This window comes from Microcoleus sp. Pol7_A1 (genome assembly GCF_036701085.1).
In the GTDB taxonomy this organism is placed as follows: domain Bacteria; phylum Cyanobacteriota; class Cyanobacteriia; order Cyanobacteriales; family Microcoleaceae; genus Microcoleus; species Microcoleus asticus.
Genome location: NZ_JAUBQD010000032.1, coordinates 26,767 through 45,021, shown reverse-complemented (window position 1 = coordinate 45,021; position 18,255 = coordinate 26,767). Strand labels below are relative to the sequence as shown.

The window sequence follows — 18,255 nt, the reverse complement described above, 5'->3', positions numbered from 1 at the left end:
TGGATTTGTTGGTTGATTGGTAGTAACAATCGCACTATTGCCTTGAGTGTAAGAATTTATGAAAGATTGCCCCTGAGTAATCGTACCCAAAGCATTGCTGGCGATCGCCCCAGCAGTACCGTTAGTCGTCGCATCTCCCACCGAAAAAGCCGTCGGCGGATTCACATCGCCCCCGCCGTGGCGGATCGTAACTGTACCGGGTTGAGTGTCGCCAAGAGTCGAGATGCTAACAGGGGTGCCGTTTTGGTCAAAAGTACCCGTCACTCGAACTAAACCCGGAGTTGCGATCTCAACATTACCGCCCGGAGCATTGATCGATGCAACACTGATATTATTTCGAGCGTTAAGATTTACTGTAGAAGTGCGATCGACCCTAACAACAGGATTAACATTTATTCCCCCAATTGCGATTTGGTTTCCCGCTAAAATTCCGACTCTTTCAGAAGCACTTATATTGCCAGTGCTGACAGTTCCCCTGCTGCTAGTGGCATCAACTGCAACTCCCTGCAAATCTCCTGAATTTACATTGCCCGAAGCTGTCAAATTGGCATTTCCTGTTGTGGCGTCAGTATTGCCAATATCAATACTTCCCAAATTGCTAGTTACATTAACTCCAACTCCCTGCAAATCTCCTGAATTTACATTGCCCGAAGCTGTCAAATTGGCATTTCCTGTTGTGGCGTCAGTATTGCCAATATTAATAGTTCCCGAATTGCTAGTTACATTAACTCCAACTCCCAGCAAATTTCCTGAATTTATATTGCCCGAAGCTGTCATATTAACAGTATTTTCCGTTGCTGTGGCATTTCCAATATCAATAGTTCCCAAATCGCTATTTACATTAACTTTTGTTCCTAGCAAATTCCCTGAAATTACATTGTCAGAAGCTATAACATTAATATTCCCTAGAGATGTAGTATTGCCGATCGCAATATTTGCCTCATCGCTCTTGAGTTCCACTGCTCCTCCCAGCAAACTCCCTGCATTTAAGTTGCTGGCTGCTCTCAAAGCAATCGTAGCCGCCGGAGCATTAATGGAATCAACGCTAATATTAGTTTGTGCATTCAGATTTACTGTAGGAATGAAGGGATTAGCGGGATTTGTGGCGACAGGATTAACAGTTATTGCCCCTATGCTGATTTGCTGTCCTGCTACAATTCTGACATCTCCGGTAGTAGCGATCGCACCCGTATTAACACTCCCGTTGCTGCTGCTAGCACTGACAGCCGCAGCGGTGAGATTGCCTACCGTTAAGTCTCTAAAAGCTGTCAAATTGATATTCTCGGTTGCTGTAATATTGACTGGTGTAGTATTGGGGGAAATTGTATTGGCATCAGTCAAAACTCCCAGACCCCCAGAGTTACTGGTAATATCAACTTGAGATCCCTGCAAAGTCCCAAAATTGACATTGCCAAAAGCTCTGAGTTCGATCGCCCCGGAAGTCCCAGTATCGATCGACCTCGTTTCTATATTGCCCCCAAAAGTATTCAGACTAATACTGCCGTTGATATCAGCACGAGAAATGTCATTTGTCAATATAATATTGTTGAGAGCTTGAATATTAATAGTCGAACTCGATATCAATCTGCCCCCGACTATCACTGCCCCTTCGCTGCTTTCCAGATTAATTCTACCGCCGTTAATATCTCTAGTTACGATATTTCCCAGCGCTGACAAAATCACCGGCCCGCCTGCAGAAATATTGTCAACCGAAATCAAATTGCTCGATAATAATGAATCTATAAATATTGCATCGTCATCTAAAGGATTAGGTGGTTCATTATCACCCGGAGTATCCCTAGAAGAATTAGGAACATTAGGAGAATTTGCCAGATTTTGCACTCCAGCCCGCAGAATTAAGGCCGGACTGCTGGTTAAAATAGCAATATCTGGATCACCACTTACATTTTCCCTACCCAAGGCAATATCGGGGCCGGTAATTGTAATATCCTCGGCAACAATGCTCCCCTTCGCCTCGACTTTCAGCGAAACTCCGGTATAATCTCCAAAGAAAACATCTCCTTCCGAACTGATAATCGGGTCAAATAAACTGACAAAGTTTCCCGGCATTCCCGACAGATTCCGCACCGAAAAATTGCCCCCCGAAACAAAGTGAGAATCCCCCGAAATAACGCCATTGCTAACTAAACTCAAATTCCCGCCGCTTTGGAATTGCGCGGGAAGAGACAAGCCGCCGATCGCATTTTGAGTGAGAATATCAATAGTGCGATCGCCCCGAATGTCTAAATTACCCCCAGCCCGCGCCAAAAAAGGATTCTGGGCGCTGTCTCTAACCCGCACCGCATCCCGACCCAGCAAACTCAAATCCCCCGTAGTTTGCAGCCTAGCGCCCGCTAACGTGAGATTTCCCGCAGCCCATAAATTCGCACTTCCCGCATTCAACTGCGCAAGCCCAGAAATATTAGTAGAAATCGCCACATCCCCAGAATTCATCGGCAAACCAGAACCCACAAGCCGCACAGAACCGTCATCCGCAACCGCAACACCCGCCACCTGATTTTGCCCCGTACCTGTCAGCAACTGCGGCAAAGAAACAGGATTTAAAATCTGTTGAGAATTCCCAAAATTCCCGCCTGTTGCTATTTCCAAACTCAACAAATGCCCCGGTTGGCTAATGCGCAAAACCTGAGATCCCGGAACCGCAGCAACAGTAATTTGCCCGCCCGGGGCCGACAACTGCCCCGTACTAACAACCGTACCGCCCAGCAAAGCCAAATTTTGCCCCGGAGTCACAGCTAAATTGCCAGCATTAACAATACTTCCCGGTACCCCCGCACCAAAATAAAAACCATTTGGCGTACCAACCAAAGCGCTAAAACTATTTGGACCCGCAGCATTAAACCAATTAGAACCAAAACCGACACCAGTAGCAGTAGTTGCAGTAAAAGCCGCCGGCACATTCAAACTTGCGTTCGGGCCAAACACAATCCCCGCAGGATTAATTAGAAAAAGATTAGAATTGCCGCCCGTGACAGTAATTAAACCGTTAATTAGCGAAGCGTCCCCGCCAGCAATTCGAGCTAATATATTTTGAATAGCCGAATTAGTCAGAAAATTAGCAATTTGACCTTCATTCAAGCCGAACTGCCCAAAACTGTGAAAAAGATTCGCCCCGTCTCCCGACAAACTGCCGCCGTTGATATCGTAGCGGTTGCCGCTGCGGGTGACAGCAGTACCCGTACCGTCAGCAGCAGGGACTATAGGCTGTGCTTGCGCGAAAGTATTAAAAATTAACAAAGAAAAAGGACAAATAAATAGCCCGACCTTTTTAATCTTTAAGTTGGCATTTTTCATAGCAGCAAGTAAAACTATCTCAATTGCCTTAATTATCGCACTTGCAAAGAACTTACCTCTACATGACACATTAATTCGCTCATGACAATTCCCAAAATCAAAAGCTTGTACACAGACGGCGCTTGTTCCGGCAACCCGGGCCCGGGCGGCTGGGGTGCAGTAGTTTGCTTCGCCGACGGTAACTGTCACGAACTCGGAGGTGCAGACCCCCAAACCACCAACAACCGCATGGAAATGCAGGCTGCAGTCGCTGCCCTCGAATTTTTTGCCAATTCCGGTCAAACCGAACCAGTCACCGTTTACACCGACAGCGAATACGTTAAAAACGGCATCACCAAATGGATTCAAGGCTGGAAAAATAAAGGCTGGAAAACCTCAACGGGCAAAGATGTTGTCAACCAAGACCTCTGGCACCTGCTAGACAAGCTAAATTCCCGACAAATCAAGTGGGAACACGTCCGCGGCCACTCCGGCGACTTCTACAACGACAGATGCGATGAAATCGCCCGCAGTTTCTCGCACAATCTCGCTCCCGAACTGCAACAGCAGAAACCAACAGCAGGCGAGACTCAGGCGGGCACTTTTGCCGGCGCGGCGACACCGCCCCTAGGTTCGGAAAACACAATTGTTTCGGAAGAAACGGATGCAACTGGTAACAAAACGATAGAATCCTATGTCATAACTTCTGACCTTCCGAGCTCCAACTCTACCATGATGGATTCAACTGCCGATACCCTGGAGAACTTGCCCCGCGAGGTGAGGGTGCAGGAACTCCGCAATCTCATCGAAACGTTGCACATCGCCGACGAGGTTGCGACGAAAGGCTACTTGATTACCAGTTCTGAACTGGCTGATTTGATGGATGTAAATGCCAGCGCTGTCACCAGTCGCGGAGACAACTGGGTTTGGCGAAATTGGGTAGTTTCTCGCGTGCGGCGCGAGGGCAACCAAATCCTCTGGCAATTAGAGAGAATCGACCACGTTAGTACAACTGATTAGTGGTTAGTCATTAGTTATTAGTTGATTCATAACTGATGACTAATGACGGTCTCAAAGCAAGATTTGTCAAAATTCCGTAGGGACACAACATTGTTGTGTCCTTTTAGTCATTAGTCATCAGTCATTAGATTTGAATTGCAGGCATTCGCTCTCCTATGTTGAAATGCACCTGCGCTTTGCCTATTAGACATCTCCAACAAATAAACTAGGAGTGCGATCGCTTCAATATTATCAGATAATTTTACCTTAACTGTCATCAGTCAACTTCGGGAAGACATAGAAAAACATCCCTCAGAAACCACGAGGCTATTGGGTCTATACTATGACCAACTCCTAAAACTAATTACTCAGGCTGAGAATCGGCATAACCAGAAGAACAAAGTTCAAGATAATTCTCTTTCTTAGCATCATCAAAAGCGGATGCGGTCGCCCACCTCAACTAGAGAGGGCCGATCGGATTCTCCTTACCAAGCCTATACTTACAGCCTCTTCCCACATTTCAAATGTTAAGAGTCCTATTTGGAGTCAGCGAGTCAATACCTAATTATTTTCTCCGCAAAAAGTTTTAGATAACTGTTGGGTGCTTTTTTATTATAAGGTAAAAAATGATTATTAATGGCAATTAGTTATGGAAATGTCAAGTTAGTTTTAGTTAATAGTAGATAGCTATGAAGAGCCAGTATATAAAGTTACAGGCTATAAAGGTCAGAAAAAATACTATTTATAACAGCAGAAAAAACGCCATTTTAAAATAAAATTTGTGAGATATTCAGGAAAAGGAAGCGTTGATATAGTAGTTGGAGAAACTGAAGCAACGACAGACATGAAAAAATGCCATGAGTGAGGCGAAGAATGAAATTACGAGCAAAAATTTTTATGGCGTAAAGCTTATGTATGATGCCATTATTCCTAATTAAAAAGAACTATAAGTTAAGATATTGCTTCGCCTAAAGCGCAAGAAAAAACAAAAATTTTGAGAAAAATAGTAGTAGAACCTCTAATTAGGTAGATAATTTTTTTTTGATTATTAGCAGAGGAATTTTGCTGAAAATATGAGTATGAAGAGCCAGTAATTATCGGTGTAGGTGGATTAATAAGATGGCGGATTAGTGCCATAGTTCAATGTCCATAAAAATAGCTAAAAATAATAAAATTTAGGCAGTATAATTCTGGCAGTTTTTATTGAAAAATCTTTTTACCCTTATTTAAGCGTTGGTTTATGGCTGCCTACTCCCAAACTGCAGGCAGCCACAAACCAAGCTGGGAAATAATTTAGGAGTTTTTGGAGATGTCTAATATAAAAAATCCTGAGACGATCGCCCAAAGCAGTAAAGTCAGGCTCAGCGTTTAAAGAAGTCCTTAAGAGTTCAACTTGCTCTCTCTATTGTCACCTGATTGATAGAGTGCGGTAGCGATACCAGCCGACTAAACTTAAATTCAAACACAAACACAATCTGCATTGGAGTCAAAAGGCGATGAGTGTTCATATTGGCACTTCTGGTTGGAGTTACGACCATTGGGAAGGTGTGCTTTATCCCCACCAGCTACCGCCGCGCTCTAGGCTCGATTGCTATATCCAGCACTATCAAACCGTCGAAGTTAATAGCACCTACTACCACTGGCCACCAAACACTACCTTCGCTAACTGGCGATCGCGCCTCCCCCAAGGATTTCTCATGACCGTAAAAGCGCCCCGCGGTCTAACGCACTCCAAGCGTCTTTACTCGCCAGAACAGTGGTTGGAACGGATGAGTGAAGGACTTCAATGCTTGGGCGATCGACTGGGTATTCTACTCGTCCAGCTTCCTCCCCAGTTCGGCTGCGACTCGGCCCGCCTAGCCTACTTTCTAGAACAGGTGCCGCGCTGGATCAAAGTAGCTGTCGAATTCCGACACCCAAGCTGGCACACGGAAGAGGTATTTTCGCTGCTGGAACGCGAAGGAGCGGCTTACTGCGTGATGAGCGGGGCCCACCTCCCGTGTATCCTCCGCGCAACGGGCTCATTCGTCTATGTGCGCCTCCACGGCCCGGACGCCAACAATCTCTACGGCGGCTCCTACTCGGATGATGATTTGCGTTGGTGGGCCGATCGCATCCACGAGTGGGAAAGTCAGGGCCGAAGTGTGTTTGTCTACTTCAACAACGACGGAGAGGGAAATGCAGTTCGGAACGCTTCAAAGCTAAAAACTTTTGTGGAAAACGGTACTTCCTAACAAGCGAAGATTGAGAGCGTTCCCATTCTTTTGGGCGCATTCAAAAATGCTTCGCAGTTCCCTGAAGCTAAATTAGTTCGCCGACTGCGTTTTTGGTTGGTTCAATTTTCTGCACTTAGCATTTGCCAGCTCGCAAGCGTTTTGGTAGTCACTTCTACCCAACATCAAATCCCCATAGTAACTGTCAGGGGCAACATTTTCGCCTTGCGATCGATCACAAGCTGGCGTTGGTTGTTCTAGGTCGCAGGAATTCGACATTCAACTCTAATTTCTGTCCCAACCACAAAGAATGTAGAGTGTGGTCTGCCAGATCGTCGCCTGTTTCGGGATGGACGAGAATATCTAATTCCTCGCGATGCAGCATTAACCAAGGAACGACTTTGCCGAATTGCGAGGGTAAAAATGCAACTTGATACATCGCTTGGGGGTGGGGGCCAATGGGTTTGTCGTGCCAGCGCCCGAGCTTCACCTCAAACTGAGTCAATCCTTCGCGTACACGCGCTGCGACATCGCGATTATCAGCGTTGAAGTAAATATGTGCGTGAAAACCAACAATTTCGATGGTGTCTTCTTTCATTATTTTCAGTGGGGTATTGAGCGGACATCTGCACAAAAAGGCTGTTAATTTCAGGCTAACTTGGTGAACGCCACTTAGGAGGTTTGAGTTGCGGGCATACAAGAAGCAGCGAGCGCTCCGCCCCGGCTTACGCCTACGCAATCTTCGGGATTGGGGGCATGGCCGGCGGGTTGGGTTTCTCCCAAAATCTGGGTGTTGGTGGCGATCGGCAACAAGTTTGGTAATAGATTAGTCATGGTGACAAGAGAATCCGCCAAGCTTGACACTCGCTTCCTTCCCGAACTTATGTTAACTGTGAATAAAAACTAGAACAAATTCTCTGCTTTCTTACCCATTCTAGCACTGGGCATTGTTGTAGTCCCTGCACTAGCCGGGAGAGTTGAGCCAACCTCTGTTTCCTGTGACTGTTGACTGTTGACTGTTGGCTGTTAACTGTCAGTCGAAAAACTGAATGATGGTTGAGTGTTGACTGTTGACTCGATTTTACGCCAGACTATGAAGCGCCGATTTGATATAAGCTATGGGCGGCATCTCGCAACCTAAAAACAGATTTATAAGGCAGAACGGGAGAATCGAGCGAACAAAAGTCAGCCGACTATTTCCTGCGTACAAGTACAAAATAAATTAGCAGACTGGCGAACGATATTCAGATAACAGCATAATTAGATAAATGTTTGCAGATATCAAGGAGGAATAGCACTCAATGCGAAAGTTAAACAGTTCAAAATTGATCGCCTTACTAATTGGCACAGCAGTCATTTTTTTGATTTTGGTAACATCAGTTAGCGCTCAAGCGAAACTCACAGAGCGATCGAAACTAGCAATTAATGGAATAGGGTCAATTCGGGTAGGTATGACAGTTGATGAAGCGTCACAATCTGCTGGGATTAGATTAATTAGAATTGGAAGTGGTGGTATTGACGAGTATCAGTGCTCCTACGTTCAACCACAAGGAGAGCCAAAGGGAATTAGCTTTATGGTAACAAAGGGCCGCATTGCCAGAGTGGATATTAGCAGCAAGCGCATTACCACCATCAAAGGAGCTAGAATCGGGGATAATGAAAACCGAATTTTATCTTTATATCCAGGGCAAATTAAAGCAACACCTCATCCTTATGTAAGCCGCCCACCTGACAATGGAAAATATCTAACTTTCGTACCTAAAGATGCGGCTGATAAAAACTACCGCCTAATTTTTGAGACTAGCAAAAATCGTGTAGATAGGTTCCGTTCGGGTAAAATTCCTGAAGTTGAGTATATAGAAGGCTGTTCGTAATAGGCTCAAAAAACTCTTAATCCTGTGATATCCACCTCAACAGCCGACAGCAATTTGGGTTCCATCTCGTACAAATCATTCAGAACAAGCTTGGCCTCGGGAAACACGAAATACTCGGTCAAACGATTTTAGATTTTAGATTTTAGATTTTAGATTAAAGAATTGAAGCATTGACCCCACGGATAAATTCGGGGGTTCCTTTATCAGATACAAGTTTTTTATTTCTAGACGGATGAATCCGGAGGCTTGTATCCTGGATGCTTTCGGTCAGCGTGGCGCTGCGGTAATTAAACGCTTTGTAGTCGATCGCCCAATCCTGGAAATCTCGATTTCGATCGCCCGCAACAGCCAACAGATGCAAAAATAATTAGAGACTACTTAACATCAGTCCCAGTTTAAAAAAAGAATCCAACTGTAAGCCCGTGCTCCAAACCCTCATAAAAGCAGTGATTTCCCATCAAAAAGCTCAAATAGAAAATCGAAAATACCATGAGTCCCAGCTTGCGAACAGTTACTGCTACCAGGTATGTCACTCCCTTGCGCGAGGGCGGCTCGCTGCCGGCGATCGTTGAAGCAGATGATGATGGTATGTACGTGCTCAAATTTCGCGGTGCGGGCCAGGGAGCCAAATCTCTGATCGCCGAGCTAGTGGCGGGAGAGATTGCTCGCGCCTCCGGGCTCCCAATCCCCGAACTCGTCTTTGTTGAACTCGATCCCGAACTGGCTCGGACTGAGCCTGACCCGGAAATTCAAGATTTGATCCGAGCAAGTGCTGGCCTCAACCTCGCCCTCGACTATCTCCCCGGTTCCATCACATTTGACCCGATAGCGGGGAAGTCCGAGGCGGATTTGGCCTCAGAAATCGTCTGGTTCGATGCTTTTGTGACCAACATCGATCGCACGCCGCGCAATGCAAATATGCTGGTATGGCACCGCCGGCTTTGGCTGATCGATCACGGTGCAGCCCTCTACTTCCACCACACCTGGAAAGATTATCTCTCGCGCAGCCGCGATCGTTTTCCCCCAATCAAAGACCACGTTCTGCTGCGTTTTGCGAGCACGCTGGAAGCGGCCAATTCAAAGATGACTCAAAGGCTAACGCCGGACATCATTCGCAACATTGTTAAACTAATTCCTGATGCTTGGCTGGTGGGAGAATCTCCTTTCAGCGATAGCAACGAACATCGAAATGCTTATATCGAGTACCTGCTAAATCGGCTAGAATCACCACATATTTTTTTGGAGGAAGCGATTAGTGCCCGATCGATTTCTTTATGATTATGCCATTATCCGCGTCGTTCCCAAAGTTGAGCGCGAGGAGTTTATCAACGTGGGGGCGATCGTTTCTTGCGGTACGAAAAAATTCCTCGAAGCCCGTATCGAAATTGATGAACAGCGCTTGATGGCGATCGACTCAACGTTGGATCTGGAAATGATTCGCAATCACTTAGCAGTCATTCCCATCATTTGTGCGGGCGGCAAGGAATCTGGCGCGATCGGTCAACTTCCCCACAGAGAGCGCTTTCACTGGCTCGTAGCACCCCGCAGCACGATCGTTCAGACATCGCGGGTACACACTGGTTTTTGCCACAGTCTACCGGGTGCGATCGAACACTTGCTCGATACAATGGTGCGATCGTCAAGCCGAAAACCCTCTGTAAACGCTCGGTTGCTAGCGGCTGGAATTGACACTCACGAGATGCGATCGCACTCTAGTTAGCGTCAGCTTGTCAGTTAGATGCTGCTTTGAGCTTGGTGAGCGATCTATCGATTTCGGAAAACACTCAGAATGTCCGAATTATTCATATCTCTATTCTCGACCTCTGCGTGAATCAGCGTCAATCCCTTGTCATCTGCGGTTAATACATTCTCTTTTTTTTAACCGCAGATGAGGGCAGATTAACACAGATTAACGCAGATGAATTAGATCGAGTTCGGTTGCACCATCGGTGATTGTTGACTGTTGGCTGGATTTGACGCCCGACCATGCTACAGGATTTGATATAACTTTTATAAAGTCTTAGCCGCAGTTTCGCAAGGTAGAAAGATGATGCAAATTGAACCGACAAATATGACTTTCCCTCTGTGGGGTTTAACAATTTTCATCCTGTGGACGATCGCGGTTGTTATCATGCTGCTAACAGTCAGGATTCGGCATCTATCTGCGGGCGGATCTGTAAAAGATTTCGGCACACAAAACGACGACAGCTTGCTTTGGCGACTATTTCGAGTACAATCCAACTTGGTAGAAAACCTGCCTTTGTATTTGGGAGTTGTTTTTCTTCTAACAGTTAGGGGTGTTTCAGGAACAGCAGTAGATTTGCTGATTGTTGTGTACATCCTATTTCGGCTTGTACATTCAGCGATTCACATTGCTGGTCTCGATCCAAAGTTTCGGTTCTTCAGCTTACTAATTCAGTTAAGCTGCTTGGTCGCCTTAACTATTATGGCAGTTTTCTAGTTGAGAAAACACGCAATTGCAACCTCTATATAGTAGGGTGCGTCAGGGGCAAACCTTAATTGTTTCTTACACAGCGTAAGTCAGACGCACCTTACAAGTCGATCGCCCCTGTGACATTACTGCCTGTGATTTGGCTAAATTATCGAAGTTTATGAACAGAATATCTCGTGCGATCGCTGTTATTTTAATTGTATTAGGCTGCATTACTTTTGTTTTACTTCAGCCACCGCAATCAGCCTTAACCGTGTCACCTCCAGTACAAGAATCTTCGCCTCGCGGAGGAGATGTTGCTCAGACAGTGAATTTTGGACGGCACTTTCAAGAACTAGGAGTTGAAGGCTCGATCGCGATTTACGATTTGAACAGCGATCGGCTTTATCAACACAACCCGCAGCGTAACGCCACAGCTTTTTTACCTGCATCTACATTTAAGATTCTCAACTCTCTGATTTCCTTAGAAACAGGGGTGATTTCAGATGAGCTTGCCGTTCTAACTTGGGATGGAATTCAAAGGCAAATTCCCGCATGGAATCGAGACTTGAATATGAGAGAAGCCATAAAACTTTCCGCCGTTTGGTTTTACCAAGTTCTCGCCCGCCGAGTCGGGCACGAGCAAATGCAAAAATGGGTAGCTAAAGTCGGTTATGGCAACCAAAAAATCGGTAACAAAGACGATATAGACAAATTCTGGTTAGAGGGAGAACTGCGAATCACACCCAACGAGCAAATTCAGTTTCTCCGCCGTCTCTACAAAAATGACTTACCTTTTTCTGAGCGATCGCTGTCTCTGGTGAAAGACATCATAATTGTTGAACAAACTCCCGATTACACAATTAGGGCAAAAACAGGCTGGGCAAGCTTTGGAGAACAAACAAAGCCTCAACTTGGCTGGTATGTAGGTTATTTAGAAAAGGATAAAAATGTTTACTTTTTTGCTACAAACATTGACATCCGCAACAATAATGACGGAGCTGCAAGAATCGAGTTAACGCGCCGTTGCTTCAAGGATATGGCGCTGCTGTAAGTGCGTTATTGGTTCTCTAGTATTCGCAAAAACGCCAGCGGGGCAGCTAACGGTGAGAGCCAAAATACCCATTTATTCGATGCCTGAGTTCGATCTTAGGTAGCCGAGTCTTTTAAATCTTTTAGGACTTACGCCATTAGCCCATATAGCAATCCTTGCAGGTGTCGTAAACTTTTTACCCCACCCCAACCCTCCCCTTACTAAGGGGAGGGAGTAAGAAATTCACAAATGATTTAGGATTGCTATATATATAGTTGCTATCGTGCTATATATCATTTCTCGCAGCAAGGCGACAATCATCTAAGAGAGCATTAAGTTCTTCAACGACTAGCCAGGGGTTTCGACCTTTCAAACAAGCTACGATTGCTGCTTCATAGGGATTTCTGCCAGTTTTTTTTACTGCTGCGATCGCCTGTTTGTTAGACAATCCCCGCCCGCTGACCAACCAAGCAGCCAAAACCTGTCCTGTACGTCCGATCCCTCCAGAACAGTGAACTACCACCCGTTCGCCTTTGCTATTTGCAGATTCCAAGAACGGCAATATGCGATCGATTAAAATATCGCGATCGACCAATTCAAAGTCTGCAATCGGCGCCCAGCAAACTCGATCGCACCCAAATATTTTCCGATATGTTTCCAGTAAGTCACAGTAGCGAATGAGTTGCGTCTGAGCCAGCAAGCAGCAAACTTGCTTGATATTATTCCCTTGCATAAATTCAATCCAGCGAGCAATTTCTGTATCGCGGTATCCCGGTCTGGCTGCACCAAACACAATCAATTCCTTCTCTGAAGCCGCAGCGAATTTGTGCATACTGTTTTCAATATTTTTACCTATAATTAAGAAAGACGCACAAATCCTGAATCAACAATGAAAAACAAGAGCTCGATCGGTTTAATGAACTGGCTGCAACCCAAACCAGAAACCGTTTTGCTATGCGACTCAATTGCAGCAGCTTCTGACATGGCATTCATGCTCAACGGTGAGTGGGATGGGTGCAATAGTTTGGTGCTCCCTAAATCCGACAAGGTAGCAATTGAAGCAGCCGCTAGTTTGCTGGAGACATCGTGGTGCTACCAAAATACTTGCGAACCGGTTTTAATTCGGCTTGCAGTTGACGAATTGCTGCGCCGTTATGCGATTGGAGACAGGTTTTTTATTAATGCTAACTTGCGATGCGCGCAATTGAGCGAACTTTGCTTGGAAAACATTGATTTGAGTTATGCTAAATTGAATTTAGCTAACTTCAGTGGCACTAATTTAAGCAAAGCCAACTTAATGGCAGCACAGATGCCAGCAGCAAATTTGAGTGGCAGCAATTTGAGTAAATCGCAACTTGTGAGGGCGAATTTATCAGGAGCAAATTTATCAGATGCTAATCTCAGAGGTGCCGATCTGAGTTATGCAGATTTAAGCAATGTTTGCTTAACTGGTGCTGACTTAAGAGGTGCAGATTTAGCGAGAACCGACTTAAGAAAAACTTGCTTAGATGGGGCAATTTTTGAGTAATACCAAATCCAGGTTAAATACTCCCTCTCACACCCCGTGGGTAAATTTTGTAAACATTTATCTGCGTACATCCGCCACCATCTGCTGTTAAAGTTCCAGAGTAATTAACTGAGCAATTTCTTCAGTCTGAAAACCTACAGCCATAGGCTTTTGCACTGTCGGAATCACTTGCACATCATAGAGTTCTGTAACAATTCCTTCAAACCGCAACCAGTGAACGATCGCCCCAGTAGTCAAATCGATCGCCATCATACCACAGCGAGGCTCAGCATCCTTGGCTGCTAACAACTCATCCAATTCTAAACCGCTAAAAGTGTTGTCACCTCCCCTCGGTTTCGAGAGTCCAACAATTGCCCAATTTTGCCAAAATGCTAGTCCTCGGACATATCCCGGACAAAACGCAATTGCCTCAAATTTCCCTGTATCTAAATCCACATATCCTAATTCCCCTCTCCCCGAATTCAGCAGCCACAATTTATCTTGATACCAGCGGGGTGAGTGCGGCATTGACAATCCCGTAACGATAATATCATTAGATTCAATATCAATAACTATACCGCCATTTTTTCTGCGATCGCGCCAGCCATCCACCACATCCGACTGACTCGACGCTGTGACATATTTCGCTTCTCCTTCTACCATTGCCAAACCGTTGAGGTGACAGCGGTCTTCGTTGATATATTGTGAGATAAAACCTGGTTTCCAGAGAGGTTTGCAACTGTGGCGATCGCTCAAAGTAGCCATACAATTAAACAAAGTGCTAATAAAAAGAATTTGATTATTTTTATCGACAGCGATATCGTGAATGTCGATATCTCCTGTAGTATAACCGATTCTTGGTATATATAATTTATCGTATCCTTGGTATAACTTCCCGGATTCTAAGACATTATCTAATTGCCAGAGTTGATATTTTGAACTTAAATAAAGGCGTTCCGGCGTGCAGAAAAGCCCCATTGCGCGATCGAATATTCGCCAAAAAGCCGAGATTCTGTTCGTTTCTGGCACAGCACCGATTAACATTAATCTGCTGGTTTGATAGGTAGTGCAAGCGAGGCTGATTTGTTGTTGGGTTAACCAAGATGGAAAATCGCGATCGCCAAAAATCTCGTGTTCGTGGACTGTATTGGAAACTGCGGCATCGTTATTCATAGAATCACTGAGCGTAATTGCCTAAAATCAATAATCTCATAAACCCGTCGCCGCGCCACGGTAAATCGCTTCGACTTTTGATAATTCCTGTAATAATATCTAGAAATATATAAAAATTTGTAAATGAGGGAACTAAAGCACTGACAGTGCCATCCAAATCTGGTAATGACAACTTATATGGTGGCGACAGCCGCGACATCCTCAACGGCAACACAGGCAATGATTTTATCAGCGGTGGTAGGGGCGATGACATCCTATTTGGAGATGAAGGAAATGACATCATTCTTGGTGAATTGGGCAATGATTGAATTTTGGGAGGCAAAGGCAATGATTTCATCAATTGCAGCAAAGGTGATGACATCATTTTTGGCAATGAAAATGATGATTTCATTGATGGCGGTAAGGCTGATAACACTTTGTTTGGAGACCAAGGTAAGGACATCATACTTGGCAGTCAAGGTAATGACTACCTGTTTGGCAACCAGGACTCAGATACCATCTGTGGCGGCGCAGGCAATGATTTGATCGGTGGTGACGAAGGAACAGATATCCTGGGAGGGAGTGAAGAAAATGATACTATTTACGGAGGCGAAGATAACGATATTCTCACTGGTTGTAAAGGTGATGATATTCTTTACGTAGACTTGAGGAATGATAGCTTAATTGGCGGTAACGGCAACGATATCATTGTCTTAAAAGCTGGTCAAGGACTTGATATTATTGCTGATTTTACAATCGTCAAAATTTGATTTGATTAAGCGGTGGTTTGAGTTTTTGTCTGTTAGAAATAACTCAAAATACTCAGGTAACTCTCATCAAGAATCTCTTGACAGGAGAAGAGTTAGGCGTAATGATTGGAGTGAGTACGAATGCGATTACATCGGCTAATTTCCGGTTGATTTAGAAAATCAAAAAAAGTGCGAGCGCCCATTCGATCCAAAAGAGCGATCGTACTTCTACGAATTTTAAAAGGTCTAGCCAAAATTTAACGATTATTCATACTTCCGGCCGCGCCACTGAGTAGGCTGATTTAAAGCAGAAATTAGAATTCGCAAAAACGCCAGCGGATCGGCCAAAGGTGACAGCCAAAACAGCCATTTACCCGATGCCTGAGTTGTATCGTAAGAAGGTGCGATCGCGAAACACAAAGCCGATCGCACTGCAACCAAAAATACATTCAATCCCAACAGCCAAAAGTGCGGAAATACACCAACCGGCGGCAGCGAACCAAACAGCAAATAGCACAACACAATCGGCACCGGCAAACCTTGAACCGCCAGCAACAGCCACAAATCGCCCCAAATTTGACCGCCAGAAGCAGCATCTTTCAAATCGAGCGATCGACCCCATTCATTCCAAGTCTCGATCGCCCCCTCATACATCCGCACCTTCAACACCTTAGCCCCATCCAAAAAGCCCACCTTAAAGCCCTTAGCAGCCGCATAGCGAGCCAGAGTCACATCATCGCAAAACGAACCCCTCGCGACCTCATAGCCCCCCAATGCCACCAAAACCTCGCGCCTGCAGAGAAAACACTGACCGTTCGCCATCACCCGTTCCGGCACATCCCCGCCAGTGCCCGTCGGCCCGAACCGATAAACCAAAGTCATTAACAAAGCAGGTTGCAGCCACAACTCCCCCGGATACTTGAGGATAAACTGCGGCGACAGCGAAATCAAATCGTAATTTCCAGCCGCCGCCGTCTTCAGCAAACTCGCAATCAAACCCGGATGCGGCACAGTATCCGCATCTATCCCCAAAATCCACTCGCACTTCTCGGAACTTGCCAAAAAACCCGCATTCAGCGCCCAGGGACGCCCTACCCAGCCCGCCGGCAGCGGATCGTCGTTAATCAAGCGAAACCGAGGGTCTTTTTGTGCTGCGGCTTTGACTAAATCTCCGGTTCCGTCTACCGAATAGCTGTCAACCACGATCGCTTCTCGGAGTTCGTAACTTTGGCTGGTTAATCCTTCCAAACAAGGCGAAATTCGATCGGCCTCGTTCAAAGTCGGTACTACCGCAGTACAAGCACCCAACAAATCCAGCGTCGGCGAATCCGGTTCCAGGGGCGGGATGCGCGATGGGCCTTTAATCAGACGCGACATAAGAAGGGCTGCGGCGGGCAATTGCAGCAGCAAGAGTGCGACAGCGATGATACTTGTCAGCGGTTGGGAGAACAGGTGAGGGACGATCGGCAAAACCATGCTATTGAAGAATTGAAGAATTGGGAATGACTTACTGGATAGGGGTGGGGAGCTTATTTACAGTTCATTTTTTTTGTCACTGATATCAATTTAAAAAATTTAATAAAATTTTTGCCTCAAACATATTACAGGAATTGGGCATGAAAATATCGCCGCTGAAAAACCCGGTTTCTACAAGAAACCGGGTTTTTCAACTAGCTCAAAAATTAGTGTAAGTTTTTGCTAAATCAGCCGCTGTTGCTCGCTAGCAACTCACTTACGCAAAACGCCGACGGGCTGAGGTGGAATTTCAGCCGTGAGAACAGATGTCTCCAAAGACGGCATTGTTTCTGTTACGTAACCTGCTGCGGGTTTAGCGATCCAGCTTAACGCGATCGCCGGAACTACACCCAGAAGCACCGCTAGCGATGTCGGGAACCAGAACCGAGAATCCAACGAAGTTACAGTGATAATTGCTCCGAAAGCAAAGTTTACCAAATAAACAATTAAGGGCAAACCCAATTCCGATCGCTCTAATTGAATTGGCATTTTTCTCCACAAGAAAGCTGCTACAGACATAAATAGCGCCCCCGTACCCATCCAGCCAGCCAAATTCCGGTAAGGCATCCCAAAGAAAGCGCCAATTTCCTCAAATTCCCAAAAAGGCACAGAAGTTTGGCTCATCGCCGGATCTAGTACAAAATCCCAAGCTGTTAGCAGCAAAGCACCAAGGGCGATCGCCCCTATTTGGCGCACCCAGTTGAGCTTACCTTTACCAACCGCTACTCCAGCGCGAGCAATTACATAGGAAACCAGTCCCAGATAAAACCACGAGAGGGGAATCGTAAACGGAACCAGCCCTGCAATTTTGTAGCCCAAACCGCTCAAATAATGGTAGTGACCGAAAGGAAAACCCGTACTCGTTCCCAACAACTCGCTACTCAAGGACAAAAACACAGAAGGCAGTAAAAAAGCCAGAGTTGCACCCCAACCCAACGTCCGAAAGGCATAGAGAGCAACTGCTGCTGCACCAAAGATGATATAAACTACTCCACCCCCAGCCATCCCCCACTGGAATAGCGTTTGCCCTGCTGGTGGCAAACTCATCACCAATTCGGGACGGGGTAAAATCAGCAGCAACCCTGCCAATCCAAAAGCCATTGACAAGACGTGGGCAATCAGGCAAAAGCGCTCAGCAATCAAAAGTTGCTTCATGGGACTCCTCGAAAAAATATTAGATGCAGAAAGCACTCCCTAACAGTTTACAAATCTTTAACAAAAAACGAACACGAACTGGCGATCGGCATTTTTCCAAAACTTACACCCAGGGTCGAGAAACCCGGTTCCTGACTTACTACCTCGTTGCTAAACCCCTTATTTTTCTAAGAAACCCGGTTTTTTGGCGAGGGATTGGTGGCATAAGTGCCGAATGCCCTTCTTCCCTCGGACTTCTATCCGTTATAGAACCCATTTGAGATCTGTCGTTATAACCGTAAGCCTTACGGCATTGGGATTTCAAATCTTTGGCCGCTATCGCCCCACGATTTC

At 45.7% G+C, this 18,255-nt stretch carries 18 protein-coding genes; 11 read left to right on the top strand and 7 right to left on the bottom strand.

Features of this window, described 5'->3' with window-relative positions; translation table 11 throughout:
• Positions 1-3,315, bottom strand: a 3,315-nt coding sequence (locus tag QUA20_RS18400) for a two-partner secretion domain-containing protein (RefSeq protein WP_333190518.1), incomplete at its 3' end; no start/stop codon positions are given.
• An 81-nt stretch (positions 3,316-3,396) separates the two neighbouring features.
• Between QUA20_RS18400 and rnhA the strand changes: the two genes are divergently transcribed.
• Positions 3,397-4,314 (top strand): ribonuclease HI, encoded by a 918-nt coding sequence (gene rnhA, locus QUA20_RS18395; RefSeq protein WP_333190517.1) that lies wholly within the window; start codon positions 3,397-3,399, stop codon positions 4,312-4,314.
• 1,475 nt (positions 4,315-5,789) lie between these two features.
• On the top strand, positions 5,790-6,527 hold the full coding sequence (locus QUA20_RS18390) for a DUF72 domain-containing protein (RefSeq protein ID WP_333190516.1): 738 nt from the start codon (positions 5,790-5,792) through the stop codon (positions 6,525-6,527).
• Positions 6,528-6,741: 214 nt separating this feature from the next.
• On the opposite strand, the gene QUA20_RS18385 is transcribed toward QUA20_RS18390, so the two are convergent.
• Positions 6,742-7,104, bottom strand: coding sequence for a DOPA 4,5-dioxygenase family protein (locus QUA20_RS18385; protein ID WP_333190515.1), 363 nt, complete (start codon positions 7,102-7,104; stop codon positions 6,742-6,744).
• 74 nt (positions 7,105-7,178) lie between these two features.
• Entirely contained in the window at positions 7,179-7,340 is a 162-nt protein-coding gene (locus tag QUA20_RS18380) for a hypothetical protein (protein ID WP_333190514.1), read from the bottom strand.
• Positions 7,341-7,807: 467 nt separating this feature from the next.
• Between QUA20_RS18380 and QUA20_RS18375 the strand changes: the two genes are divergently transcribed.
• The 6 genes from QUA20_RS18375 to blaOXA all read left to right on the top strand — a co-directional run bounded on the left by QUA20_RS18375 (position 7,808) and on the right by blaOXA (position 11,865).
• On the top strand, positions 7,808-8,380 hold the full coding sequence (locus QUA20_RS18375; RefSeq protein WP_333190513.1) for a hypothetical protein: 573 nt from the start codon (positions 7,808-7,810) through the stop codon (positions 8,378-8,380).
• 232 nt (positions 8,381-8,612) lie between these two features.
• Positions 8,613-8,747 carry a hypothetical protein gene (locus QUA20_RS18370; RefSeq protein WP_333190511.1) on the top strand — a complete coding sequence of 45 codons (135 nt, stop codon included), beginning with the start codon at positions 8,613-8,615 and terminating at the stop codon, positions 8,745-8,747.
• A 122-nt stretch (positions 8,748-8,869) separates the two neighbouring features.
• Positions 8,870-9,658, top strand: a complete 789-nt coding sequence (locus QUA20_RS18365) for a HipA family kinase (RefSeq protein ID WP_333190510.1) — start codon at positions 8,870-8,872, stop codon at positions 9,656-9,658.
• On the top strand, positions 9,636-10,100 hold the full coding sequence (locus tag QUA20_RS18360) for a DUF3037 domain-containing protein (protein ID WP_333190509.1): 465 nt from the start codon (positions 9,636-9,638) through the stop codon (positions 10,098-10,100). The genes QUA20_RS18365 and QUA20_RS18360 overlap by 23 nt, the downstream gene beginning before the upstream one ends.
• Before the next feature lie 327 nt (positions 10,101-10,427).
• Complete coding sequence (locus QUA20_RS18355) at positions 10,428-10,841, top strand: MAPEG family protein (RefSeq protein ID WP_333190508.1); 414 nt, start codon at positions 10,428-10,430, stop codon at positions 10,839-10,841.
• A 151-nt stretch (positions 10,842-10,992) separates the two neighbouring features.
• Positions 10,993-11,865 carry a class D beta-lactamase gene (blaOXA, locus tag QUA20_RS18350; RefSeq protein WP_333190507.1) on the top strand — a complete coding sequence of 291 codons (873 nt, stop codon included), beginning with the start codon at positions 10,993-10,995 and terminating at the stop codon, positions 11,863-11,865.
• Positions 11,866-12,130: 265 nt separating this feature from the next.
• On the opposite strand, the gene QUA20_RS18345 is transcribed toward blaOXA, so the two are convergent.
• Positions 12,131-12,676, bottom strand: a complete 546-nt coding sequence (locus QUA20_RS18345) for a phosphatase domain-containing putative toxin (RefSeq protein WP_333190506.1) — start codon at positions 12,674-12,676, stop codon at positions 12,131-12,133.
• A gap of 57 nt (positions 12,677-12,733) precedes the next feature.
• Here QUA20_RS18345 and QUA20_RS18340 point away from each other — a divergent pair, with 57 nt between their 5' ends.
• Positions 12,734-13,372 (top strand): pentapeptide repeat-containing protein, encoded by a 639-nt coding sequence (locus tag QUA20_RS18340; RefSeq protein ID WP_333190505.1) that lies wholly within the window; start codon positions 12,734-12,736, stop codon positions 13,370-13,372.
• 87 nt (positions 13,373-13,459) lie between these two features.
• On the opposite strand, the gene QUA20_RS18335 is transcribed toward QUA20_RS18340, so the two are convergent.
• The gene (locus tag QUA20_RS18335) at positions 13,460-14,524 is read right to left on the bottom strand and encodes a TIGR03032 family protein (protein WP_333190504.1); all 1,065 of its coding nucleotides are present in this window, start codon (positions 14,522-14,524) and stop codon (positions 13,460-13,462) included.
• 146 nt (positions 14,525-14,670) lie between these two features.
• Between QUA20_RS18335 and QUA20_RS18330 the strand changes: the two genes are divergently transcribed.
• The gene (locus QUA20_RS18330) at positions 14,671-14,832 is read left to right on the top strand and encodes a hypothetical protein (RefSeq protein ID WP_333190503.1); all 162 of its coding nucleotides are present in this window, start codon (positions 14,671-14,673) and stop codon (positions 14,830-14,832) included.
• Between the two features lie 3 nt (positions 14,833-14,835).
• A complete protein-coding gene (locus QUA20_RS18325; protein WP_333190502.1) occupies positions 14,836-15,273 on the top strand; it encodes a calcium-binding protein in 438 nt (145 codons plus the stop codon).
• A 243-nt stretch (positions 15,274-15,516) separates the two neighbouring features.
• Here the strand turns inward: QUA20_RS18325 and cruG are convergent, their stop codons facing one another.
• Both cruG and cruF read right to left on the bottom strand, forming a co-directional pair.
• Positions 15,517-16,728 (bottom strand): 2'-O-glycosyltransferase CruG, encoded by a 1,212-nt coding sequence (gene cruG, locus QUA20_RS18320; RefSeq protein ID WP_333190501.1) that lies wholly within the window; start codon positions 16,726-16,728, stop codon positions 15,517-15,519.
• A gap of 252 nt (positions 16,729-16,980) precedes the next feature.
• The gene (gene cruF / locus QUA20_RS18315) at positions 16,981-17,922 is read right to left on the bottom strand and encodes a gamma-carotene 1'-hydroxylase CruF (protein WP_333190500.1); all 942 of its coding nucleotides are present in this window, start codon (positions 17,920-17,922) and stop codon (positions 16,981-16,983) included.
• Positions 17,923-18,255: the final 333 nt, after the last annotated feature.